We start from the raw sequence: 20,968 nt of genomic DNA on the forward strand, positions 1-20,968 counted from the left end.
CTCCCACCGTGTTGCGCGGGTGTGCCATCATGCGCACGATGCCGGTACGGGGGAGGCGGACATGGCTGCGTCGACCAAACGACGATCGCCGTTGTGGGCTCGGATCTGCGTCGGTGTGGGCGCGGTGGTGCTGCTGGCCGGTGGCGGGGCCCTCGTCGCCGGTCAGGCTCTCGTCGCGAAGTACACCGACAAGGTCACCGACGAGAGCCTGCTCGCCCCGATCGTGGCCAAACCCGCTCAGGCCGCCGAGGCCGCCGAGGTCGAGTCCGACATCGATGGAGCGGTCAACATCCTGCTCGTCGGCATCGACCCGCGTGACGAGCAGACCGCGCCGCTGGCCGACTCGATCGTGATCGCGCACATCCCGCGGGACAGGCACAGCGCGTACCTCTTCTCGATGCCCCGTGACCTGCGGGTGGACATCCCGGCTTTCGCGAAGTCGGGCACCGGCGCCGACCGGACGAAGATCAACGCCGCGATGGCGTACGGCAGCCGCCTCGGCGACGGCAAGTACAGCGCGGCACAGGGCTTCCAGCTGCTCGCGACCACCGTCGGCACGGTGACCGGGATCAAGAAGTTCGACGCCGGCGCCATCGTCAACTTCGGCGGCTTCAAGAAGATCGTCGAGGCCATGGGCGGCGTCGAGATGGTCATCGACATGGACGTCCGGTCCGAGCACCTCAAGCCGGACGGCTCGACCCGCGACCGGATCCCCCGCTGCCGATACGACCACACGTCGGCCGCCTGCATGCGGCCCTACACCGGGCCGCAGAAGATGTACAAGAAGAGCGCCGAGCCGGTGCGGCTGCAGGCGTGGGAGGCGCTCGACTACGTGCGCCAGCGGTACGGCGAGGACATGACCGACTACGACCGGCAGCGGCACCAGCAGCAGTTCATCAAGGCGATGGCGAAGCAGGCGATGAGCCGGGACGTCCTCACCAGCCCGGGCACGCTGCTCGACGTGATGGACGCGGCCGGCGACTCGCTCACCTTCGCCGGCGGCGGCCACACCATCGTGGACTGGGCGTTCGAGCTCAAAGCGCTGAACATCGACGACATGATCACGGTGAAGCTGCCGGGTGAGGGCGTCTACGACGGCGGCTACCTGGGTGAGCGGTTCCTGCCGGGGGTCGACGAGTTCTTCAAGGCGGTCACCGAGGACCGGGTGGCGGCGTTCCTGATGGACCATCCGACGTACATCAACGAGACGAACTGACCCCCCGGGCCCCGCGCGGCCTCCCAGGCGCGGCAGGGGACGGCAGGCGGCCCGCGGTCCTTCAGGTCTCAGCCGGCGACGGCCTTCCGGAAGGCTTCGACGGCCAGGCCGGAGACGGCTCCTCCGTGGCCGAAGACGGCGTGGTCGAACTCCAGCTCGGCCAGGCGGGCCAGGCTCTCACCGGCCCGGACCGGATCAGCCGTCACCGCCCTCGGCGGGGCGGACACCCGGCCCCGGCTGCTGCCCGCGGCGTCGCCGGCGAAGAGGACACCACCGGCCCGGTCCAGAAGGAACGAGACGTGGCCGCGGGTGTGGCCCGGCGTGTGCAGAGCGGTGAACCCGGGCAGCGGCTCGGAGCCGTCGGCGGTGATCAGCTGGTCGACCTTCGTGGGCTGGACCGTGCCGATCAACCGGGCCGCCAGCTTGGCCAGGACGCCTGTCGGCTGCACGGGCGGGATGTGACCGCCGATCCACGGGACCTCGGCGGCGTGCGCGATCACCCGGGCGCCGGTCTGCTCGCGCAGGGCGGCCAGGCTGCCGACATGGTCGGGGTGATGGTGGGTGACCAGGATCGCGGTCACCTCGCCGAGAGAACGCCGGATGCCCTTGAGGCCACGCTCGATCAGCGGTGACCGGCCCGGCAGCCCGGTGTCGATCAGGACCACACCGTCGTCGGTGACGACGACGTGCACGTTGACATAACCCACGCGGAGCTCGAAGACCCCGTCGACCACCTCTCGCACGACGACGATTCTCTCAGCCGTCCCGGGGCTCGCCCAGCCGGGCGGCGGGCAGGAGCCCGAGAGCCCGTGCGCGCCCCACCGCCTCCCGGCGGGTACGGGCCGCCAGTTTCGCCATGACCGCGGCCACGTGGGCGTCGACGGTGCGGACCGAGAGGACCAGGCGGCCGGCGATCTCCGGGTTGCTCAGCCCGTCGGCGAGCAGGCGCAACACCTCGGCCTGACGACCGGTCAGCCCGGCCGGATTGTCACGGGTCGCCGGTTGCGGGCCGCGCGGGATCCGGGCGACGCCACGGTCCCGCAGGTCGGCGCGGATGTGACGGGCCAGCGCGGTGGCGTCCAGCGAGTCGAGGATCCGGATCGCGCCGAGAAGGTCCTCCGGGGCGGGACTGCACCCGAGCGCGACGGCCTGCTCGTACCGGCAGCCGGCCGCACCCCAGCGCGCCGCCGCCGCCCGCGCACCGGCAGCCGCGCGATCAGAGGACGGACGATCGGCCGCCGGTCTATCGGGTGCCAGTAGGTCGTACGGCGCAAGGATGTGGATGTCGGCGCCCAGCCGATGCAGCCAGAAGCTGAACGCGCCGAGCCGCCGCCCGCCCTCGCTGGAGAGCGTCCGCTGGAAGACCGGCGTCAGCCGGTCGGCGACCGACGGATCACCGCGCAGCCAGGCGGCCTCGGCCATCGCCGCGCCCGCCGGGCCGATCCGCTGCGCCTCGCCGATGCCGCGGGCGATCTCCCACGCCTCCGCCAGGCGCGTCTCGGCGCCGGGCAGGCCACGGCGGGCCCGGATCAGGCCGAGCACCACGAGCGCGGGCGCCCGCATCATGGTGGGCGCGTTCTCCTCCCAGCGGGCGTGGCGTTCGGCGTCGTCCCATTCGCTGAGGTGCAGGTGCACCATCGAGCGGGTGATGTGCAGGTAGCGCAGGAACCCGAGGACCTCGGTGCGCTCCGCATACGCCATCCCTTCGTCGAGCAGCTCCCCTGCCTCCCGCAGCCGCAGGTCGTCGATCAGATGCCAGGCCAGGTTGGTGTAGGCGCGGCACGCGTGGTCGGTCTCGCCGGCGGCCCGGGCGACGGCCAGGCTCTCCTCCAGCAGGTCGCGGCCGCGCGGGTCGTCGCGGTCCCAGAGCGCGTAGCCGACGTTGTTCAGCGCGTGCGACAGCACCCCGGTGGAGCCGGTGGCCCGGGCCAGGGCGATGGCCCGCTCCCCCGCGACCACGGCGGCGTCGGTCTGGCCGCCGAGGGCGTGCAGCTGTGACTGGTTGCTGAGACCGAAGGCGAGGGCGGCGTCGTCACCGGCCGTCTCCAGCACCTCGACGGCCTCGGTGGCGGCGGTCTCGGCGGCCGGGCGGTCGCCCCAGTACCAGTTGACGCGGGACAGCCGGCGCAGCGCCAGCCCGAGAGCGACCGGGCCGGGCAGGGCGCGGCGCAGGGCGACCGCCTCCCGCTGGGCGGTGACGGCCGGTTCGGCCTGCCCGAGGGTGTAGCACTCCTCGGCGTAGGCCTCCAGCAGATCCGCCCGCCCGGCCGGCGGGAACGCCGCCCGGTGCTCCAGGACCAGCCGGTAGTGGGCGGCCGCCTCCCGGTGTGAGCCGGCCGCGGACGCCTCCGCCGCGGCGGCCGGTGCATAGTGGACGATCAGGCCGGTGTCGCCGGACTCGGCGGCGTGGTGCACGAGCCGGGACAGGTCGGCGTCACCGTGCTCGCGCAGGGCGGTCAGCACGGCCCGGTTCGCGGCGATCCGGCGGGTGGCCGGCATCGACGCGGCGACCGCGCGGCGCATCAGCTCGTGACGGAACTGCACACGCGCCGGGGTGACCGTGAGCATGCCGCGCTGCTCGGCGGCGGCCAGCACGTCCAGCCCGCCCGGCAGCACGGCGTCGACCAGCCAGCGCTCCACCGCCGACGGGATGACGGCGAGCAGCGACAACGCCTCCCGGCAGGGCTCGTCGAGGGCCTCCAGCCGGGAGTGCACGGCCTCGGTGACGGTCGCCGGGACGCCGTCGGTGTCGCCGGTGCCGAGGACCTCGGTGACGAAGAACGGGTTCCCGGACGTGACCGCGTAGACCCGCTCGGAGTCCAGGCCACGGCCGCCGACGAGACGGCGTACCGCCCCGGCCGACAGCCGGGCCAGCGGCAGCCGGCGCATCGGTGTGCCGGCGGCCAGGCCGAGCAGCCCGCGCAGCGGATGGCCGGCGACGATCTCCTCGTCCCGGTACGTGCCGACCATCACCACCGGCAGCGCCGCGATCCGCCGGATCAGGAACCGCAGCACGTCCAGAGTGGCCTCGTCGGCCCAGTGCAGGTCCTCGACGACGAGCACGGTCGGGTGGCCGGGCCAGTCGAGCTCGGCACGGAACGCCTCGAACACCCGGGACCGGTCGCCGGAGCCGAGCGCCTCGGTCAGGCCCGAGCCGACCTTGCCGACCAGATCCCGCAGCGGCCCCAGCACCCGAGGGGTGGCCAGGTCGTCGCAGTAGCCGACGAGCAGCCGCCCCTCGGCCGGCAGCACCGAGCGGAGCGCGTCGACCAGACTGGACTTGCCGATGCCGGCCTCGCCGGTGATCAGCACGACCGAGCCGTGGCCGTCGAGGGCCCGCCGGGCGACCGCGGCGAGCTCGCTCAGCTCGTGCTCACGCTCCAGCAGCGCCCGGGTCATGCCGCGGAGTCTAGGTGCCGGTCTAGGTATCCCCGGCCGTCGAGCTAGGTAGCCGACACGGATTTCCCGGGCCGCCGCCGCCCCTAGAAAGAACGCATGACAGTCAACGAAGCGAAACTGATGGAGTTCGTGCACAAGTTCGTCGGCGACCTGGGGGCGACGATGGCCGCCGGCGGGATCGTCGTCGGTGACCGGCTCGGCCTCTACCGTGCCCTGGCCGGGTCACCCGCCCTGCCCGAGGAGCTGGCCGAGCGCACCGGGACCGCGGCCCGCTACGTCGAGGAGTGGCTGCGCGGGCAGGCCGCCGGCGGGTATGTCGAGTACGACCCGTCGACCGGCCGCTACTCGCTCACCCCGGAGCAGGCGTTCGCGCTCACCGACCCGGACGGGCCGATCTTCGCGCCCGGCGCGTTCCAGCTGGCGCTGGGCGCGCTCAAGGCCGAGCCCCGGATCACGTCGGCGTTCCGGACCGGCGAGGGCCTCGGCTGGGGCGAGCACGACGAGGACGTGTTCACCGGCTGCGAGCGGTTCTTCCGGCCCGGATACAGCGCCCACCTGATCACCGAGTGGCTGCCCGCCCTCGACGGCGTCGTCGCCCGCCTGGAGGCCGGTGTGCGGGTCGCCGACGTCGGCTGCGGGCACGGGGCGTCGACGACGCTGATGGCGCAGGCCTATCCGCGGTCGGTGTTCACCGGGTCCGACCGGCATCACGGGTCGGTCGACCAGGCCCGCAAACGGGCCGCCGACGCCGGTCTCGACGGTCGGGTCAGCTTCGAGAACGCCGGCGCCCAGGGCTTCGGCGGCGGCCCCTACCAGTTGGTGACCACGTTCGACGCGCTGCACGACATGGGCGATCCGCTCGGCGCGGCCCGGCACGTGCGGTCCCAGCTCACCCCGGACGGCTCCTGGATGATCGTCGAACCGGCGGCCGGCGCGTCCGTCGGCGACAACCTCAACCCGGTCGGGCGGGTCTACTACTCGTTCTCGGCGTTCCTGTGCGTGCCGAGCGCCCTCTCCCAGGAAGGCGGCTATTCGCTGGGCGCGCAGGCCGGTGAGGAACCGGTCCGCCGCCTGGTCACCGACGCCGGTTTCAGCGTTTTCCGGCGCGTCGCCGAAACCCCGTTCAACATCGTCTACGAGGCGAGACCCTGAGGGGGTACGCCGTCCGCCGTCCCCGACCGCACCCGTCGTGTCGCGCCGCCACACCGCGACGGGGCTGCCGGCCACGGCCGAAACGCGACCGCCGGGCTGAGGCCCCGGGTCACCGCCACCCCTGCCCCGTGGCTTCCACCGGCCACACGGGGTCGGGGCGGGACATGCCGGTGATCGTCACAGGATGCAACGACGGCCGAAAGGGGTAGGTAAGAATGCTGACGGCCGCCGACTGCTGCGTGCGGCGGCCGGCCGATGCGAGAAGGGGACAAGCGTGACCGATCGACCGCTCTACGCCGAACTGGGGTTCACCGACGCCGAGTGGGGGCTGCTGACCGGCCTGCCGCAGTCGGTGCTGACCGCCGCCAGCGCCGCCAGCCCGGACAGCGCGCGCAAGACCCGGGCCGAGAGCGCGGCCGGACTGGATCGCATCTCGGACGCCCGGTCGTCGGCGAGCACGCTGGTCGCGGCGGTCGCCACGGCGGCGGTGGCCGAGGCCGGCGACCCGGAGATCGGTGAGGAGCCGCCGGTGATCCAGCCGGGCGACCCCGCGGGCTACGCGGCGGACGTGGTGGCCCGGGCCGGTGAGGTGGCGGCGCTGCTGGCCGCGAAGGCGTCCCCGGCCGACGCCGAGACCTACAAGCACTGGCTCGTGGAGATCGCCGACGAGGTGGTGGGCGCGGCCTCCACCGGCGGGCTCCTCGGCATCGGTGGCGAGACGGTCACCGAGAGCGAGCGCACGTTCCGCGACGAGCTCGCCAAGGCTCTCGCCCGCTGATCGCTCCGTTCACCGTTCACCGGCCGACGGCCGTCGCCGAGCCCGGTTCCGCACCCGCAGAACCGCGCCCCGCGACGCCCGGCGGCCGGCGGCTGGCGGCCCGATCGGCGCCCAGCCATACCGGCCTCACCGCACGACCGCGTCCCGCGACGCCCGGCGGCCCGGCAGTCACCCGGCCACACCGCACGACCGCGTCCCGCGACGCCCGACGGGCCGGCCGTCACCCGGCCACCCCCGCCATACCGGACCACCGCGCTCCGCGACGGCGGGGATGGGGTGACGGTGACCGGCGGCTTCCGCCCGTGAGGCGCGGTGGCGGGCGGGAGTGTCGCCCGCGTCGCGGGGACAGCCACGGGACTCCGCGTGGTCCGTACCGAATCAGTGGGGTTCTCCGCGGTAGGTGCCGAAGCTCCAGAGGTTGCCCTCGGGATCGCGCGCGGTGAAATCGTGGGATCCGTAATCGGTCATGGCGGGCTTCCGGACGATCTCGGCCCCGGCGGCCACCGCGCGGGCGTGCAGCGCCTCGATGTCGTCGGCGACGACGTAGGCGCCGAACGTGCCCGGCTGGAGGTTCCACGGGTCGTCCGGATCGTCGCGGACCGAGCCGAGCATGACGCCCCCGCCGAGGGGCCAGCGGAGCTCGGCATGGGCGACGAGATCGCCCTCGCCGTGCACGGCCGTCGGCACGAAGCCGAAGGCGTCGGTCAGGAAGCGGATCAGGGCGCGGGCGTCGGTCGCCTTGAGCGTCGGCCACACCTGCGGCGGCGGGGTTCTCGTGTCGGTCATGGTCTGATCGTGGCGGGTGGACGGGCGTCAGGCTTGGACGAAACCGAACTCGTCGGCCAGCCAGCGTGACGGCGCGCAGCCGGCGAACGCCCGGAAGTCGCGGACCAGGTGCGACTGGTCGGCGTAGCCGTGTGCGGCGGCGACGTCGGCGAGTCGCACGCCCGGCCGGATCGCGCGGCGGGCCCGGTCGAAACGGGCGATCCGGGCGGCTTCCTTGGGCCGGATGCCGAGCTCGGCGCGGAACCGGTCGGTCAGGTGCCGCCCCGTCCAGCCGACCCGCGCGGCCGCCGCAGCGACCGAAGCACCGCCGTTGACCAGGTGGTACGCCTCCGTGACCGCGGCCGGGCCGGTGGTGTCGCGCAGCCGGCCGCCGAGCGCCCGGTCGACGACCGCGAACCGGGCCGGCCAGTCCGCGGCCTCGGACAGGCGCTCCCGGACCTCGCCGACGAACGGCTCGCCGAGGACGGCTGCGGCGTCCACGTCGAGGTTCGCGACCGCGGCGGCCGGGAGGCCGAGCAGCGCCCGGCAGCCTTCCGGCCGGACCGCCACCTGCACTCCCGACTGGCTGCCGTCGTGGCTGATCAGCGCGGGCGTCAGGTGCAGGCCGCCGAGCAGCGAAGCGTACCGCCCGGGCGCCTGAGCCGGATCGGGGTGGGCCGCGATGACCAGCGGCTCGTCCAGCGTGAAGATCAGGGTCAGGTACGGCGACGGCAGCCCCCGGTGCAGAGCCGGGGCAAGCCCGCGCTGCCGGTAGCCGGAGTAGAACGCGACATGCGGCCGCAGCGCCGGGGCGGGCCGGGCCTGCGCGTACTCGTCCATCCCCCGATTCTGCCCTCAGTCCCGGCGGATCAGGCCCTGCTCGATGGCGGTCGCCACGGCGGCGGCCCGGTCGCGGACGCCGAGTTTGGCGTAGGCGTGCAGCAGGTGCGTCTTGACGGTGGCCTCGCTGATGAAGAGCCGTTTCGCGGTCTCCCGGTTGGAGCAGCCCCGGGCGATGAGCGTGATGACCTCGATCTCGCGCTGGCTGAGCGGCTCCTTGGCGGGCGACCGGAGCCGGCCCATGAGCCGGCCCGCGACCGCCGGGGAGAGGACCGACTCGCCGCGGTGTGCGGCCACGACGGCCCGGAAGAGCTCCTCGCGCGGGGTGTCCTTGAGTAGGTAGCCGGTGGCGCCGGCCTTGATCGCGGGCAGCACGTCGCTGTCGGTGTCGTAGGTGGTCAGCACCAGGACACGGGCGGCGGAGCCCCGGGCCTTGAGCTCGCGGATGGTGGTGACGCCGTCCATGACCGGCATCCGCAGGTCCATCAGGACCACGTCGGGGGTGACCGCCTCGGTGACCGCCAGGGCCTCGCGCCCGTCGCCGGCCTCGCCGAGGACGGTGAACCGGTCGTCGCCGGCGAACATGCCGCGCAGCCCGTCCCGGACCACCGGGTGATCGTCCACGATGACGATCCTGATCATGCGGCTCCCCCTAGGGCCAGTGCCGGTACGCACGCTGAGATGGCGGTGCCTCCGCCGGGTTCGGACTCGACCTCGAGCGTGCCGGCGATCCGGGTGAGGCGTTCCCGCATGGCGTGCAGGCCGTATCCGCCGTCCTCGGTCACCTCCCGCGGGGCGTCCGGGTCGAAGCCGGCGCCGTCGTCGCGGACGTCCAGCGTCACCACGTCCTCCATGTAGGACAGTGTGAGCCCGACCCGGCCGGCGGCGGCGTGCCTGGCGACATTGGCGAGAGCCTCCTGGGCGGTACGCAACAGTGTCGTCTCGATCTCCGGCAGCAGCGGCCGGGCCGTCCCGGTGGTGGTCAGGTCGGCGCGGACGCCGTGCAGCTCGGACCAGCCGTGCAGCACCTCGCCGAGGGCCTCCGGCAGGCGCGCCGCGTCGAGGTGCTGGGGCCGCAGCGCCTGCACCGAGCGGCGGGCCTCGGTGAGGCTCTCCCGGGCGAGACGCTTCGCCGCGGTCAGGTGCCGGTCACGGTCGCCGGGGTGGGCCTCGGCCGCCTCCAGCTGGGTGACGATGCCGGTGAGGCCCTGGGCGAGGACGTCGTGGATCTCGCCGGCCATCCGCTGCCGTTCGTTGTGGACGCCCGCCTCGTGGGCCTGGACGAGGAGCTGGGCGTGCAGTCCGGCATTTTCCTGGAGGGCGGCGGCGAGTTTGGCGTTGGCCTCGGCGAGCTGGTCGATCCGGCGGACCCGGGTGTCGGCCACCCGCCCGTCCCGCAGCGTCACCCACGTCATGGTCCCGGCGATCAGCAGGTTGCAGAGCAGGACCGCCAGGTAGATCACGTATCCGTCGTCCTCGTCGGCGAAGGTGCTCCATCCACCGATCTGGGACATCGCGTTGATCGCGGCGACCGGCACGGTCCCGGCCAGCTGCCAGCGGCCCGGCACCGCATAGCCGAGGAAGATGTAGCCGGTCCAGGTGAAGACACCGAAGAGCGGACTGCACGCGACCAGCGCGGAATTGAGGGCGAGCAGCCCGATCAGGAAGACCAGCATCAGGCCCCGGCGCCGCTGCCAGGCCGGATGCAGGTCCACCCACCAGGCGATCCACGCCGCGGTCACGAGCGTGACCGCGGTGGTCGTGCCGAGGTCACGCTGGGGCAGGTCCTCGACGCCCCGGGTGACCACGGACAGCAGCAGCGAACCGAACAGGGTTCCGTACGACAGCCCGGTGATCCAGAACTCCCGGGATGCGGCCGGCCGCTCCAGCGCCTCGGGCTTCTGCATCGTCACTCCCAGCGGAACAGCTTGACCGCGGCGGCCCCGCAGATCACCAGGTATCCCACCAGAACCGTAATGGAGAGCAGCGCCGGCGACTGTCCCGTGAGGGCGTCGGTCATCAGGTCCTGCCCGGCGGCGAGCGGGGTGAAGTCACCGATCCGCTGCAGGATCTCCGGCATCAACTCGCGGGGCGCCCACAGGCCGGCGAAGAACATCAGCGGGAAGAACAGGAACGTGCCGATCGCGTTGGCGGTCTTGCCGGTCGGCGCGATCGCGGCCAGCAACAGTCCGATGGAGAACGCGCCGGCGCAGTTGAGCAGGACGGCGAGCAGGAACAGGGCCGGGCTCTGCGGGAACGGCACGTCGAAGGCGAGGATCGCCACCGTGTAGACGAGCACCATGGAGACCAGCACGGTGATCAGGTTCATCACCAGCTGGGCGGCGAGCAGGATCGCCGGGCGGGCCGGGGTGGTGGCGAGCCGGCGCAGGATGCCGCGCTCACGGTAGGTGGCCAGCACCGACGGCAGGCCCTGCAACCCGATGATGCCGATGGCCAGGCCGAGCGCGAGTCCGGCGTACAGGTCGATGACCCGGAGACCGCCGAGCTCCGGCGGGGCCTCCTTCATGGTCGGCACGTTACCGAGGATCAGCAGCAGCAGGACCGGGAAGAACAGCGTGAAGAAGCCGTAGAGCGGGTCGCGGAGGGTGAGCCGGAACTCGGTCAGCGTCAGCTTGGTGAAGACGGACATGTCGGTCACTCCTTGCCGGTCAGGTGGACGAAGGCGTCGTCGAGAGTGGACTGCTCGAGAGTCAGCTCGGCGGCCACGACGCCGTTGCGGGCCAGCACGGAGACGACCGCGTGCAGCAGGTTGCCACTGCCGATGATCTCGATCTTGGGCCCCTGGCGGCGCAGCTCACGCACCTCGGGCAGCACGGTCAGCAGCTCGTCCTCGATGGGGGTGGACGGACGGAACCGGATGCGCTGCTCGTTGCCGGTCCGCTCGACCAGCCCGGCCGGGGTGTCCAGAGCCGCCACCGCACCCTTGTCGATCACCACGATCCGGTCGCAGAGGCGCTCGGCCTCCTCCATGAAGTGGGTGACCAGCAGCAGCGTGACACCGCGGTCGCGGATGCCGGAGATCAGCTCCCAGGTCTCCCGGCGCGCCTGCGGGTCCAGGCCGGTGGTCAGCTCGTCCAGGATGGCGATCTCCGGGTTGCCGATCAGGGCGAGCGCGATCGACAGGCGCTGCTTCTGACCGCCGGAGAGCTTGCCGAAGCGGGACCTCAGCTTCGGCGTCAGGCCGAGGTCGTCGGCGAGGGCACGCCAGTCGGCCGGGTCGGGGTAGAAGCTGCTGTAGAGCTCCAGGGCCTCGCGGACGGTGATCTTGTCCTGCAGCTCGCTCTCCTGCAGCTGCACGCCGATGCGGGAGCGCAGGGCCGGATCGGAGGCGGGGCGGCCGAGGACGGTGATCGAGCCGGAGTCGGGGGTGCGCAGGCCGGCGATGCACTCGACGGTGGTGGTCTTCCCGGCGCCGTTCGGGCCCAGGATGCCGAAGATCTCACCGGCTTCGACACTGAAGGACACGTCCCGTACGGCGACGGTCTCGCCGTACCTCTTCGCCAGGTTCTCGACCTCGATGACTGTCATGCATAGAGCGTCACCCGGACGCCCCGTCGCCCGAATCGAACAGCGGGCGACGGATCCGGTCCACCGATCGGTTGATGCCGCCCTACACCGGGTCTTCCACCACGGCGGCCGGGGTACGCCGCAGGCTCGCGTAGACCGAGCCGACCTGCGCCGCCACCCGCTTCCACGAGTACGCCTGACGGGCCCGGTCCAGGGCGGCCGTCGCGTACGTGAACCGCCGCACCTTGTCGTTGACCAGCCGGCGCAGCGCGCCACCCAGCGCCCGCGGATCCCGCTCCGGCACCAGGTCGCCGGTCAGCCCGTCGACCACGGTCTCGGTGAGCGACCCTGCGGCCGGGCCGACGATCGGCACGCCACAGGCCATCGCCTCCAGGGCGGCCTGCTCCTCCCAGGGGGTCGCGACCAGCACGTCGGCGGAGCGGTACCAGCTCGGCAGGTCCCGGTGCGGCACCGAGCCGATCAACCGGAACCGGTCGGCGACGTGGAACTCCTCGGCCATCGACCGGAGCAGCCGGGCGCCCGGGTCACCGGACAGCTGATCGGGGGACGGGCCGCCGACCACCACCACCTCGGCGCCGGGCACATATCGCATCGCCTGGATGACGTCGCCGAAGCCCTTGCGCTCGACCAGCTTGCCGACCGACAGGATGCGCGGGCGCTCCGGGTCGCGCTGGACGGCCGGGCCGTCCGGGGTGAAGGTCTCACTGTCCACGCCGGCCGGGACGACGGTCAGGCTGGCGCGGGGCACGCCGATCCGGACCAGTCCGCGCACCTCCTCCTGGGTCTGCGCGACCACCCGGTCGACCGCGCGGCCGAGCGCCCGCTCGTATCCGGACCGGGACGGACCGTGCGTGGACTCACCGAGCTCACCGAGCTCGTGGAACGACTGCACGACCGGGATGGCGAACTGCTTGGCGGCGGTCACCGCGGCGAGGCCGCTGGTCCAGAAGTGGGCGTGCGCCACGTCCGGTTGCCAGCCGTCGCGCCACTGCTCGCTGAGGATCCGGGCGAACTCGCCCATGTACGGCAGCACCAGATCGGAGGGCAGCGGCCGGGCCGGGCCGGCGGCGATCTGGACAACGTGCACGCCGCTCGGGGTGATGACCACCTCGGCGACGTCCGGGTTCTCGCGGCGTGTGTAGATCCGCACGTCGTGGCCCAGTTCGGCCAGCGCGGCCGACAGGTCGGCGACGTCAGCGTGCTCGGAGATCATCGCAATGTGCACGGGGTCTCCTCCAGCGGGCCGGGGTCAGGTACACGCAGCAGTTGCCCCGCAGCACGAACCGTAAACATGGTCCGCTCGTTACAGACTCTCTGAGCAGGGTAAACCGACACCGTGGCTATCGTGGAGCGAACCGTTCAAGCATCACCCGACCAGGTCTTCGCCGTCCTCGCCGACGGTTGGACATACAGCGACTGGGTGGTCGGCACCGTACACATCCGCGACGTCGAGCCGGCCTGGCCGGCACCCGGCGCGAAGCTCCATCACAAGGCCGGGCCGTGGCCGCTGTCGCTGCACGACTCGTCGACCGTCCTCGCCTGCGAGCCCGGCCGCTCGCTGAAGCTGAACGCCGGGCTGTGGCCGCTCGGCGCGGCCGAGGTCGACATCCGGCTCACCCCGGTCGGCGACGGCGCCACCCGGGTGGAGATCGCGGAGGACTTCACCGAGGGCCCGCTGCTGTGGGCGCGCAACAAGCTCAACGACCTGCTGCTGCACCGGCGCAACGTGGAGAGCCTGCGCCGCCTCGCCGACATCGCCGAACGTCAGCGGCGGGCGGACAACCCGAGGTAGAGGTCGGCGTACCTGTCCAGGATCGGCGTGATCTCGGTGGTGGCGGACGAGGCCAGGATGTCGAAGATCCTGCGGTACGACCGGAGGTCCGACACCACCTCGGCGGTGAACGAGACAGTGTACAGGTCGATCAGCACGTACGCGTCGTCGAGCAGCTCGAAACTGTGCATGAGCGGGAAGGTCAGCGGCACGTCCGCCGGGATGATCGCGATCGTGACGTTGTCCCGCTGGGCGAGCTCGCGGATCTTGCGGATCTGCGCCAGCATGTCCTCGGGGTTGCCCAGCCGGTGGCTGAGGGTCGCCTCGGCCAGGATGAAGTGGAACGACCTGCTCGTGACGGTGAGGATCCGCTGCCGCTGCAGTCGTGCCGCCACGGCGGCGATCAGATCGGCCTCGGCCTCCGGGCCGGAGTCACCGAGCTCCTCGTACCACGGCCGCATCACCGCCTCGGCATAGCCGCTCACCTGGAGCAGGCCGGGGACGATCGACGGCTGGAAGACCCTGATCTCGAGGGCCGCCGATTCGGCCTGCTGGAGTTCCACCTGCTTGCGTGCGACCTCGCTGAAGTGGTCCACGCGCCAGTCGTTCGCGTCGGCGCCGGACCGGGACTCGGTCGCCAGCCGGACCAGCTCCTCCACCTCGCCGGGCGTCATCCGCATCGCCTCGGCGAGCCGGCGGACGTCCTCCGGGTTCGCGGCGGTGTGCCCGGTCTCGATCCGGGACACCTTGGACTGGGTGAGGCCGGCTCGGGAGGCCAGCGTGCTGCCGCTGAGGCGCAGCCTCTCGCGGCGGGCCCGCAGGAGGGCGCCGACGGTCTGCGGCGCGGAACTGGGCCCCTGGTCGTCACTCATGAGCCCAGCCTTTCCCGTACGTCTTCGTGCTCCGGCTCAGGGCTGCTCCACCAGTCGCGCGGTCTCGGCGAACAGCGACAGCGGGATCTCCACCATCTGCTCGCCCTCGGGCATGTCGACCCCCGCGGCCCGCGCCTGCTCGGCCGTGACGGTGTAGCCCTGGATCATGACGGTCCCGCGGTTGGTCGTGTAGGCGGTGGGACAGGTGCCGTTAGCACACGAGAAAGCAATCGTCTCCAGGACAAGGCCTGAAATATCGGTATTCGGCATGCCTCATCCAACCACCGTTGACAGAATTCAATGCAGGGTACCCCGAGCGCATAGCCGGCGGACGCTACGGGCCCGCGAGTCACTTCACTCATCCGTCTATGCATTGCATTGACCATGATGTGCATTGCACCATTGGGTCAGGTCGACCTCACGCCAGCGCTGGCGCATTGCATCCCTCCGCGACAGGAGGCCACCATGCCGACACCCGACCTGTCCCTCGGACTGCACAGCGGCAGTCTCCTCTACCTGATCATCGCGGGAGCCTGCCTGCTCCTGGCCCTTCAGCTCCTCAAGCGCGCCATCGCCCCGATCGGCGCGCTCGTGCAGGCGGCCGCCGCCCTCGCCGCCGTCGGCCTGGCCGTCGGCACCGCGCTGGTCCTCATCGCCGCGGCACTGGTCGGAGGCCTCTGATGATCGTCGCCGTCGTCGCCCTGCTGGTGCTCTTCTTCCTGTTCGTGGAGCTGGTGGCCGCGATCGCCCCGGTTCTGATCATCGTGACGCTCGTGCCCCGCGAGGACCGCCCGGCGCTGGCCCACCTGCTCGCCCAGGTGGACAGCTCCCGGCGGCTGCGGATCTGGCCGGCACTGCGGGCCGCGACCGCTCAGCGCCGCGAGACGCTCAGCGGTAGATCACCCGGTGGGCCGCGCCGATGACGGCCGGATAGAGCGGATTGCCGTCCCTGGCCAGCGCGGCCCGCGCCGCGTTGGCCCCCGGCGCCCCGTGCACCCCGCCGCCCGGATGCGCCGACGAGCTGCCCATGAAGAGCCGGTCGACCGGGGTGTCGGCCCGCCCGAGACCGGGCACCGGCCGCAGGAACAGCTGCTGGAAGGCCGCCGCCGTTCCGCCGCCGAGCGCGCCCCCGACCAGTGACGGATTCTCCCGCTCGATGTCGCCGGGCGCGAACACGTGGCGGGCCACGACCTCGCGCCGGAACCCGGGGGCGTGCTCCTCGACGACCGCCTCCATCCGCTCGACGTGCTCGGCGATGTCGTCGGCCGACCAGGACGCGCGGTGCGGCAGATGGGTGTACGCCCACAACGACTCGGTCCCGTCCGGCGACCGGGTGGCGTCGGTCGTGGTCATCTGCCCGAGCAGCAGGAACGGCTTCGGCGGGATCTCGTCGGACGCCAGGTGTGCGGCGTATCTGGTGAGCCCGTTCATGTCCGCGCCCAGGTGCACGGTGCCCGCGCCGGCGGCGGCCGGGTTCGTCCAGGGCACCTTCGACCGGACCGCCCAGTCGACCTTGACGGTGGCGCCGTCCCACCGGAAGTGGGCCAGGTCCTCGGTGAGCCGCGGTGGCAGCCAGCGCTCGCCGACCAGGTCGAGGTAGAGCGCCGGCGCCGGCACGTCGGCGATCACCGCCCGGCGGGCCCGCCAGTCGCGGCCGTCCGCGGTCCGCACGCCCATCGCCCGGCCGCGGGCCACCAGCACCCGGGTCACCGGCGCGTCGTAGACGATCTCCCCCGGGAAACGGCGGACCAGCGCCGAGGTCAGCTCCTGCGCGCCACCGACCGGGGCCGGCCAGCCGACCTCCTGGCCGAGCATGGCGAGCAGCCAGCCGTACACCCCGCCGCCCGCCTCCTCCGGGGACAGATCGGTGTGCAGGGCGCAGCCGGCCAGCGCCAGCGACGCGCCCTCCCCCGCGAAGAGCTCCGACCCCAGCTCGCGCACCGACAGCACGAGCCGCCGAGCGAGCCGCAGAGCCCCACCCAGCTGCAGCCGGCGGAGCAGCCCGGCGCTGCTGCGGACCGGTGGGAACGGCGTGAACAGGGTGTCCAGCATCGGCCCGGACACGGACCGCCAGTCGTCGTAGGCGTGACGCCACCGCTCACCGTCACCGGGCGCGAACTGCTCCATCGACGCGGCGGTCCGGTCGACGTCCCGGCTGACCGTGGCGGCCCGGCCGTCCGGCAGCAGATGCGTGAACACGTCCGGCGCATGCGTCCAGCGGATGTCGAGGTCCAGCCGTTTCAGCACCGGGGAGGCGTACCCGAGCGGATAGAAGGCACTGAACAGGTCGGAGAGGTAGCCGGGGGCGGTGATGTGCCCGGAGCGGACCGCCCCGCCCGGTTGCGGGGTGGCCTCCAGCACCCGGACCGTCCACCCGGCATCGGCCAGCAGGTTCGCCGCGACGAGGCCGTTGTGCCCGGCCCCGACGACGATCGCGTCCACGTCGTCCACGCTCCGCAAGCTACCCCGTGTTTAGGGCATCCACTCCCGGGCACCCCAGTGATCGTGACAAGCAACTGAAGGGAGAACCTCGTGAGCACGGTCACCGAGTTCGTTGACGTCAACGTCCCGGTTCGCGCCGCCTACAACCAGTGGACCCAGTTCGAGGAGTTCCCCCGGTTCATGGAGGGGGTCAGCGAGATCCGCCAGCTCGACGACACCCACACGCACTGGAAGACGGAGATCGCCGGCATCAAGCGCGAGTTCGACGCCGAGATCACCGAGCAGCTGCCCGACGAGCGGGTGGCCTGGCACTCCACCGACGGCGAGAAGCAGGCCGGCGTGGTGACGTTCCACCGGATCGACGACACCCACACGCGAGTCACCGTGCAGATGGACTTCGACCCGCAGGGATTCGTCGAGACGGCCGGCGACAAGCTCGGCGTCATCGACCGGCGGGTGAAGGGCGACCTGCACCGCTTCAAGGAGTTCATCGAGAGCCGCGGCGGCATCGAGACCGGCGCATGGCGCGGCCAGGTCGACCGGCCCGGCATCTGACACGTCGACTCACCCGGAGACGGCCGCCACGCGGCCGTCTCCGTCGTTTCCGGTGCTTCACGGCGGGTATGCGACGGTCATGACCGATTCACGCGACAACGAGACCTGGCGCGACGAGGAGCGGCTTCCGCTCAGCGAGCTCAACAAGGCGATGGCGACCTGGGACACCGACGGCCAGAACGACGCCACCGACAACGACGCCGGCGCGGAGCCCGTGGTCACCGCGGGCGAACGCCCCAGCACCACCGGACACACCGGACCACACTGATTCGGTACGACTACGCGGGGCCCCCTCCGCTACGACGGCCCGGTGGGCGAGACACCGGGCCGAACCGAGCCGCCGGGCTGATGCGACGGTAACCGTCACGGCCGCCGGCCCGTCACCGCTCCACGGAAGCCACCCCGGTCGTGGTCGTCCTTCACGGCCGCGCCGACCTGCCTGACACCGCCTGTTCACCGGCGGTCATAGCTCGACGGGGCGGGCCACCGGGCGCCGGACCGGGCTCTCCCGTCGTGCCGGCCCGGTCCGGGCGCACGGATGCCGCACGTTTTCCTGGACGGCCGGATGCGCCAACCCGGCCGGGCTCCCGGGCTACCGCGCCCGGGCTCGATCCACCCGGCTCCCGGCTGACGACACCTCCGCTCGGCTTCTGGCCGGCCGTACCCCGGCCCGGCTTCTGACCAGCCGTACTCCGGCCGGGCTTCTGACCCGCCGTACCTCGGCCCGGCTTCTGAGCAGCTACGCCCCGGCTCGGCCCGGCTGATGTCGGGGTCCGGCGGGGATGCACTGGCGTACCGGTCCGGCGCGGCTCCGATCCTCCGCCCCGCGCGTCCGGTGCGGGGTCGGGTCGCCGGACGGTCGGCCCCTCCGCGGCAGATCCCGGGCCCGGCGGCCGGACGACCGCGTTGGGTGCGTCCGCCAAGGGCTCGGCATCCGACGGACGGCGAACCACGAGGGCGCCGATCCCCCCGTCCGCCCGGATCGCATACCGGTCGTGGGCCGGTGGAAACGCCGGTTCCCGGAGGACGGTGCCGGCGGCGGTGCCGTTGTTGGCGATCCAGGGGGTCTCCACCGACCCGGCGCCCTGCGTCAGATGGATCCGGACCGGGGTCCCGCGTCGCACGGACACCACCGCGGTGCCGATCCCGCCGGTGAAGACGATCGGAACCGTGCCGTCGGGTTCCGGCAGCCACACCTCGGCCAGTCCGGCGGCCCCCACCTCGACCCGCTGCACCCGTCCGTCACGCAGGTTCAACTGCTGCTCCCCGGCACCGGCCGGGAGCCGGATGTCCCACCGGACACTGCGGTTCAGGACGATCCGCACCTCGTCCAGCCCGTCCCCGGCGGACTCGTTCAGCCGCAGCGTCACCCGGCCGTCACGGAGGCTGACGACCGGCACGACACCCGCGTCGGAGGCGGTGCTGATCCGGTAGAGCAGGCCCGGGAGGCGCGCGAACCTCACCCGTACCCGCGCCGCGGCATCACCCACAGTGAGCCACGCGGCGGTCCGCCCGTCGAGCGGCCCGGCGACCACCCGCTCGTCGGCCGCCGGGCCGACGGTCGGCGAACGCGGCGCGGGAGGCGCCGGCCAGACCATGACGACGCAGCCCACGGCCAACGCCACAACCCCGGCAGCGACAACAATTGAGCGACGGAGACGCAAGTCGGTGGGCACCATCGGACAACTGAGAATCGGCCGAACGGGTGACGGCGATCCGCACATATCGCGCCAGACTTTCCGAGTGCGATCTATCGGGTTCCTCTCTGAGCGCCAGCGCCGCTTCGCCTGGGTCGGCTTCCTCCTAGCCGCCTTCCAGGCTCCCCTGGCAGCGAAACTGGTCGATGACGCGTCCTGGTTCTTCGCCGTAGTGGTCGCGCTGGTGGTCGCCACCGTGATCATCGCGGATGACGCCGAGCGCCGTCGCCCGGAAACGGTCAGCTACACGGAGTAACCCTCCCGGCTACCGCTCTACACCGGGGCCCTCGCCACGCGGCCCCGTCACCGTTGCTTCCGACGGCCCTCCACCGCCGACGACTTCACGGTCGCGGGCGGCCGGACAAGCTCCCACCCGGCGCCGACCCGCGTCGGGTGGTCTGCGGTCCGCACCGGCATCTCACCGTGGGCACTCCGCGGCTCGGCAGCGTCCGGCCCCGGGCCGGCGCTGCCTTCAGGAGTGCGCTGGCACCACCCGGAGATCCGGACCGCCCGCCTCCGCCTCCCGCCGTCAGCATTTCTGCGTGCTCGGGCGAACCGGATCCGTTCGGCTTTCCTGCCTTCCGGGCGGCTTCTCCCCTGGGCCCTCTCAGCCCCGCAGAGTCTGGGCCCTCTCAGCCCCGCAGAGTCTGGGCCCTCTCAGCCCCGCAGAGTCTGGGCCCTCTCAGCCCGCAGAGTCCCCGGCGTGTCCGGGCCGCGCCTCGTGACCGGGCCGGCCGTGGGTGCGCCGGCGTTCCTTGAGTTCCGCCTCGTAAAGATGCCGCCGCCCACCGGCGAGCCGCATCCGGGCCTCGCGCTCCAGCGCACGGAACTCGGCGTAGTACCCGTCGTCGAACTCCTCGACGATCTGGAACGTCCAGTGCCCCGGAATGACGTTGCGCCCGATCAGCTCCCGCTCGATGCGCTCGGCCATCTCGGTCTGCCCCGCCTGCATGAACAACGAGACCGCCTCGTCCAGCGAGAAGTCCGCTTTCCCGACGAGCTGATGCGCGCTGTACAGATGCCCGCGTACCCGCTCCACCGTCTCCAGCGCCTCGCTGAGCTTCCCGAGAGCCTCGACGGTCACGTCGTCCAGCCCGTCCGGCCGCCGATGCGCCGAATCCGGCCCGCCATCCACCACAGCCGGTTCCGGTTCCGCGCCACCGGCATCCCCTGCTGCACGCCGATCCGCGAGACCCGACTCCGCGCCACCGGCATCCCCCGCCGCACGCCGATCCGCCGAACCCGACTCCGCGCCACCGGCATCCCCCGCCGCTGCGCGCCGATCCGCCACGTCCATCACCGCTCCTTCCGTGCCGTCACCCGGAAACGCTCCGGCGGCTGCTCCTCGCCGTTCGACCACCGGACCGCCCCGGGATCGCCCGGCCGGTCGCCTCCGGGTGGACGAAGGCCCGTGCCACGTCCGTTGGCCACACGGTCCAGCGCAGAGGCAATTTCCCGCGCCCGGCGAGTTCAACCGGCCTGCAACGGTGAGGGACCCGTAGTCAACCCTGGGCTCCTTAACGTTTCGTCTCATGAATGGCCTGTTCAGCAACGCCGCCGCTCGCGCTGCTCAGCGCTCCGCCCACGCTTCGCTCGTCGACCTGACCGCCGCTGTCGGCGTGACCGGTCTCGCCGCCGCCCAGGAGAACCCCGGCCTCATGTCGGTGATCGACCAGCACGCCGCCGGCGTGCGGGACAGCCTCAACGCCGACTCCCGTCCGCTGACCGCGATCCTGCTCGCGGCCTACGCCGAGGGTGTGCGCGACGCCGCCTTCCAGCACGGCTGGACCGCCCCCGAGGGCGACATCGACTGGTCCGACAACGACTGGGTCCTGCGCCGCCTGCTCGCCGTCTGCATGCTGGCCAGCACCCTGCCGGCGCCGCGCTGACCCTTCCCGGACGGAAGCGGTGGTAAAGGATCCCCCGAGATCG

General features: G+C 72.4%; 24 protein-coding genes. 10 read left to right on the forward strand and 14 right to left on the reverse strand.

All coding sequences use genetic code 11. The annotated features are described in order from the left end of the window. The first annotated feature begins 61 nt into the window (after nt 1–61). A complete protein-coding gene (locus tag ACQPZW_RS39595; RefSeq protein ID WP_433791153.1) occupies nt 62–1,216 on the forward strand; it encodes an LCP family protein in 1,155 nt (384 codons plus the stop codon). A gap of 68 nt (nt 1,217–1,284) precedes the next feature. Here ACQPZW_RS39595 and ACQPZW_RS39600 read toward each other — a convergent pair whose 3' ends face one another. Then, complete coding sequence (locus ACQPZW_RS39600; RefSeq protein WP_433791154.1) at nt 1,285–1,959, reverse strand: MBL fold metallo-hydrolase; 675 nt, start codon at nt 1,957–1,959, stop codon at nt 1,285–1,287. Nucleotides 1,960–1,972: 13 nt separating this feature from the next. After that, the gene (locus ACQPZW_RS39605) at nt 1,973–4,615 is read right to left on the reverse strand and encodes an ATP-binding protein (RefSeq protein WP_433791155.1); all 2,643 of its coding nucleotides are present in this window, start codon (nt 4,613–4,615) and stop codon (nt 1,973–1,975) included. A gap of 96 nt (nt 4,616–4,711) precedes the next feature. On the opposite strand from ACQPZW_RS39605, the gene ACQPZW_RS39610 reads away from it, so the two are divergent. Further along, nucleotides 4,712–5,767, forward strand: a complete 1,056-nt coding sequence (locus ACQPZW_RS39610; protein WP_433791157.1) for a methyltransferase domain-containing protein — start codon at nt 4,712–4,714, stop codon at nt 5,765–5,767. 274 nt (nt 5,768–6,041) lie between these two features. Beyond that, complete coding sequence (locus ACQPZW_RS39615) at nt 6,042–6,545, forward strand: hypothetical protein (protein ID WP_433791159.1); 504 nt, start codon at nt 6,042–6,044, stop codon at nt 6,543–6,545. A 378-nt stretch (nt 6,546–6,923) separates the two neighbouring features. On the opposite strand, the gene ACQPZW_RS39620 is transcribed toward ACQPZW_RS39615, so the two are convergent. The 7 genes from ACQPZW_RS39620 to ACQPZW_RS39650 form a co-directional block, all read right to left on the reverse strand. Next, complete coding sequence (locus tag ACQPZW_RS39620; RefSeq protein ID WP_433791160.1) at nt 6,924–7,331, reverse strand: VOC family protein; 408 nt, start codon at nt 7,329–7,331, stop codon at nt 6,924–6,926. Between the two features lie 27 nt (nt 7,332–7,358). After that, a complete protein-coding gene (locus ACQPZW_RS39625) occupies nt 7,359–8,150 on the reverse strand; it encodes a helix-turn-helix domain-containing protein (protein ID WP_433791161.1) in 792 nt (263 codons plus the stop codon). 15 nt (nt 8,151–8,165) lie between these two features. After that, nucleotides 8,166–8,792 carry a response regulator gene (locus ACQPZW_RS39630; RefSeq protein ID WP_433791164.1) on the reverse strand — a complete coding sequence of 209 codons (627 nt, stop codon included), beginning with the start codon at nt 8,790–8,792 and terminating at the stop codon, nt 8,166–8,168. Further along, on the reverse strand, nt 8,789–10,057 hold the full coding sequence (locus ACQPZW_RS39635; protein ID WP_433791165.1) for a sensor histidine kinase: 1,269 nt from the start codon (nt 10,055–10,057) through the stop codon (nt 8,789–8,791). The genes ACQPZW_RS39630 and ACQPZW_RS39635 overlap by 4 nt, the downstream gene beginning before the upstream one ends. A gap of 2 nt (nt 10,058–10,059) precedes the next feature. Continuing rightward, on the reverse strand, nt 10,060–10,800 hold the full coding sequence (locus ACQPZW_RS39640; RefSeq protein WP_433791167.1) for an ABC transporter permease: 741 nt from the start codon (nt 10,798–10,800) through the stop codon (nt 10,060–10,062). A gap of 5 nt (nt 10,801–10,805) precedes the next feature. After that, nucleotides 10,806–11,699, reverse strand: a complete 894-nt coding sequence (locus tag ACQPZW_RS39645) for an ABC transporter ATP-binding protein (RefSeq protein ID WP_433791169.1) — start codon at nt 11,697–11,699, stop codon at nt 10,806–10,808. A gap of 82 nt (nt 11,700–11,781) precedes the next feature. Then, complete coding sequence (locus ACQPZW_RS39650; protein ID WP_433791170.1) at nt 11,782–12,924, reverse strand: glycosyltransferase; 1,143 nt, start codon at nt 12,922–12,924, stop codon at nt 11,782–11,784. 120 nt (nt 12,925–13,044) lie between these two features. Between ACQPZW_RS39650 and ACQPZW_RS39655 the strand changes: the two genes are divergently transcribed. After that, nucleotides 13,045–13,491: an SRPBCC family protein gene (locus ACQPZW_RS39655; RefSeq protein ID WP_433791171.1), complete on the forward strand. Its 447-nt coding sequence runs from the start codon at nt 13,045–13,047 to the stop codon at nt 13,489–13,491. Here the strand turns inward: ACQPZW_RS39655 and ACQPZW_RS39660 are convergent. Both ACQPZW_RS39660 and ACQPZW_RS39665 read right to left on the reverse strand, forming a co-directional pair. After that, nucleotides 13,464–14,342, reverse strand: coding sequence for a helix-turn-helix domain-containing protein (locus tag ACQPZW_RS39660; protein ID WP_433791172.1), 879 nt, complete (start codon nt 14,340–14,342; stop codon nt 13,464–13,466). The genes ACQPZW_RS39655 and ACQPZW_RS39660 overlap by 28 nt on opposite strands. A 36-nt stretch (nt 14,343–14,378) precedes the next feature. Further along, nucleotides 14,379–14,612 carry a hypothetical protein gene (locus ACQPZW_RS39665; RefSeq protein WP_433791173.1) on the reverse strand — a complete coding sequence of 78 codons (234 nt, stop codon included), beginning with the start codon at nt 14,610–14,612 and terminating at the stop codon, nt 14,379–14,381. Between the two features lie 195 nt (nt 14,613–14,807). Between ACQPZW_RS39665 and ACQPZW_RS39670 the strand changes: the two genes are divergently transcribed. Then, nucleotides 14,808–15,023: a hypothetical protein gene (locus ACQPZW_RS39670; RefSeq protein ID WP_433791174.1), complete on the forward strand. Its 216-nt coding sequence runs from the start codon at nt 14,808–14,810 to the stop codon at nt 15,021–15,023. Next, complete coding sequence (locus tag ACQPZW_RS39675; RefSeq protein WP_433791175.1) at nt 15,023–15,265, forward strand: hypothetical protein; 243 nt, start codon at nt 15,023–15,025, stop codon at nt 15,263–15,265. Before ACQPZW_RS39670 ends, ACQPZW_RS39675 begins: the two co-directional genes overlap by 1 nt. Here the strand turns inward: ACQPZW_RS39675 and ACQPZW_RS39680 are convergent. After that, nucleotides 15,231–16,793, reverse strand: a complete 1,563-nt coding sequence (locus tag ACQPZW_RS39680) for a phytoene desaturase family protein (RefSeq protein WP_433791177.1) — start codon at nt 16,791–16,793, stop codon at nt 15,231–15,233. The two genes, ACQPZW_RS39675 and ACQPZW_RS39680, sit on opposite strands and share 35 nt — an antisense overlap. Before the next feature lie 81 nt (nt 16,794–16,874). On the opposite strand from ACQPZW_RS39680, the gene ACQPZW_RS39685 reads away from it, so the two are divergent. Both ACQPZW_RS39685 and ACQPZW_RS39690 read left to right on the forward strand, forming a co-directional pair. Next, nucleotides 16,875–17,339: an SRPBCC family protein gene (locus tag ACQPZW_RS39685; RefSeq protein ID WP_433791178.1), complete on the forward strand. Its 465-nt coding sequence runs from the start codon at nt 16,875–16,877 to the stop codon at nt 17,337–17,339. A gap of 79 nt (nt 17,340–17,418) precedes the next feature. After that, entirely contained in the window at nt 17,419–17,607 is a 189-nt protein-coding gene (locus tag ACQPZW_RS39690) for a hypothetical protein (protein WP_433791179.1), read from the forward strand. A gap of 151 nt (nt 17,608–17,758) precedes the next feature. On the opposite strand, the gene ACQPZW_RS39695 is transcribed toward ACQPZW_RS39690, so the two are convergent. Then, nucleotides 17,759–18,958 (reverse strand): hypothetical protein, encoded by a 1,200-nt coding sequence (locus ACQPZW_RS39695; RefSeq protein ID WP_433791180.1) that lies wholly within the window; start codon nt 18,956–18,958, stop codon nt 17,759–17,761. 49 nt (nt 18,959–19,007) lie between these two features. Here ACQPZW_RS39695 and ACQPZW_RS39700 point away from each other — a divergent pair, with 49 nt between their 5' ends. Continuing rightward, nucleotides 19,008–19,292, forward strand: coding sequence for a hypothetical protein (locus ACQPZW_RS39700; protein WP_433791181.1), 285 nt, complete (start codon nt 19,008–19,010; stop codon nt 19,290–19,292). A gap of 426 nt (nt 19,293–19,718) precedes the next feature. On the opposite strand, the gene ACQPZW_RS39705 is transcribed toward ACQPZW_RS39700, so the two are convergent. Next, nucleotides 19,719–20,174: a hypothetical protein gene (locus ACQPZW_RS39705; protein ID WP_433791182.1), complete on the reverse strand. Its 456-nt coding sequence runs from the start codon at nt 20,172–20,174 to the stop codon at nt 19,719–19,721. 394 nt (nt 20,175–20,568) lie between these two features. Between ACQPZW_RS39705 and ACQPZW_RS39710 the strand changes: the two genes are divergently transcribed. Continuing rightward, on the forward strand, nt 20,569–20,925 hold the full coding sequence (locus ACQPZW_RS39710; RefSeq protein WP_433791183.1) for a DUF6401 family natural product biosynthesis protein: 357 nt from the start codon (nt 20,569–20,571) through the stop codon (nt 20,923–20,925). Nucleotides 20,926–20,968 lie beyond the last annotated feature (43 nt).

Source organism: Actinoplanes sp. CA-252034 (assembly GCF_050956125.1).
In the GTDB taxonomy this organism is placed as follows: domain Bacteria; phylum Actinomycetota; class Actinomycetes; order Mycobacteriales; family Micromonosporaceae; genus Actinoplanes.

Coding starts and splice junctions, on each gene's coding strand:
- ACQPZW_RS39620 (WP_433791160.1), bottom strand. CDS start 7,331: ATGACCGACACGAGAACCCCGCCGCCGCAGGTGTGGCCGACGCTCAAG.
- ACQPZW_RS39645 (WP_433791169.1), bottom strand. CDS start 11,699: ATGACAGTCATCGAGGTCGAGAACCTGGCGAAGAGGTACGGCGAGACC.
- ACQPZW_RS39675 (WP_433791175.1), top strand. CDS start 15,023: ATGATCGTCGCCGTCGTCGCCCTGCTGGTGCTCTTCTTCCTGTTCGTG.
- ACQPZW_RS39610 (WP_433791157.1), top strand. CDS start 4,712: ATGACAGTCAACGAAGCGAAACTGATGGAGTTCGTGCACAAGTTCGTC.
- ACQPZW_RS39660 (WP_433791172.1), bottom strand. CDS start 14,342: ATGAGTGACGACCAGGGGCCCAGTTCCGCGCCGCAGACCGTCGGCGCC.
- ACQPZW_RS39595 (WP_433791153.1), top strand. CDS start 62: ATGGCTGCGTCGACCAAACGACGATCGCCGTTGTGGGCTCGGATCTGC.
- ACQPZW_RS39635 (WP_433791165.1), bottom strand. CDS start 10,057: ATGCAGAAGCCCGAGGCGCTGGAGCGGCCGGCCGCATCCCGGGAGTTC.
- ACQPZW_RS39690 (WP_433791179.1), top strand. CDS start 17,419: ATGACCGATTCACGCGACAACGAGACCTGGCGCGACGAGGAGCGGCTT.
- ACQPZW_RS39640 (WP_433791167.1), bottom strand. CDS start 10,800: ATGTCCGTCTTCACCAAGCTGACGCTGACCGAGTTCCGGCTCACCCTC.
- ACQPZW_RS39665 (WP_433791173.1), bottom strand. CDS start 14,612: ATGCCGAATACCGATATTTCAGGCCTTGTCCTGGAGACGATTGCTTTC.
- ACQPZW_RS39630 (WP_433791164.1), bottom strand. CDS start 8,792: ATGATCAGGATCGTCATCGTGGACGATCACCCGGTGGTCCGGGACGGG.
- ACQPZW_RS39710 (WP_433791183.1), top strand. CDS start 20,569: ATGAATGGCCTGTTCAGCAACGCCGCCGCTCGCGCTGCTCAGCGCTCC.
- ACQPZW_RS39605 (WP_433791155.1), bottom strand. CDS start 4,615: ATGACCCGGGCGCTGCTGGAGCGTGAGCACGAGCTGAGCGAGCTCGCC.
- ACQPZW_RS39670 (WP_433791174.1), top strand. CDS start 14,808: ATGCCGACACCCGACCTGTCCCTCGGACTGCACAGCGGCAGTCTCCTC.
- ACQPZW_RS39625 (WP_433791161.1), bottom strand. CDS start 8,150: ATGGACGAGTACGCGCAGGCCCGGCCCGCCCCGGCGCTGCGGCCGCAT.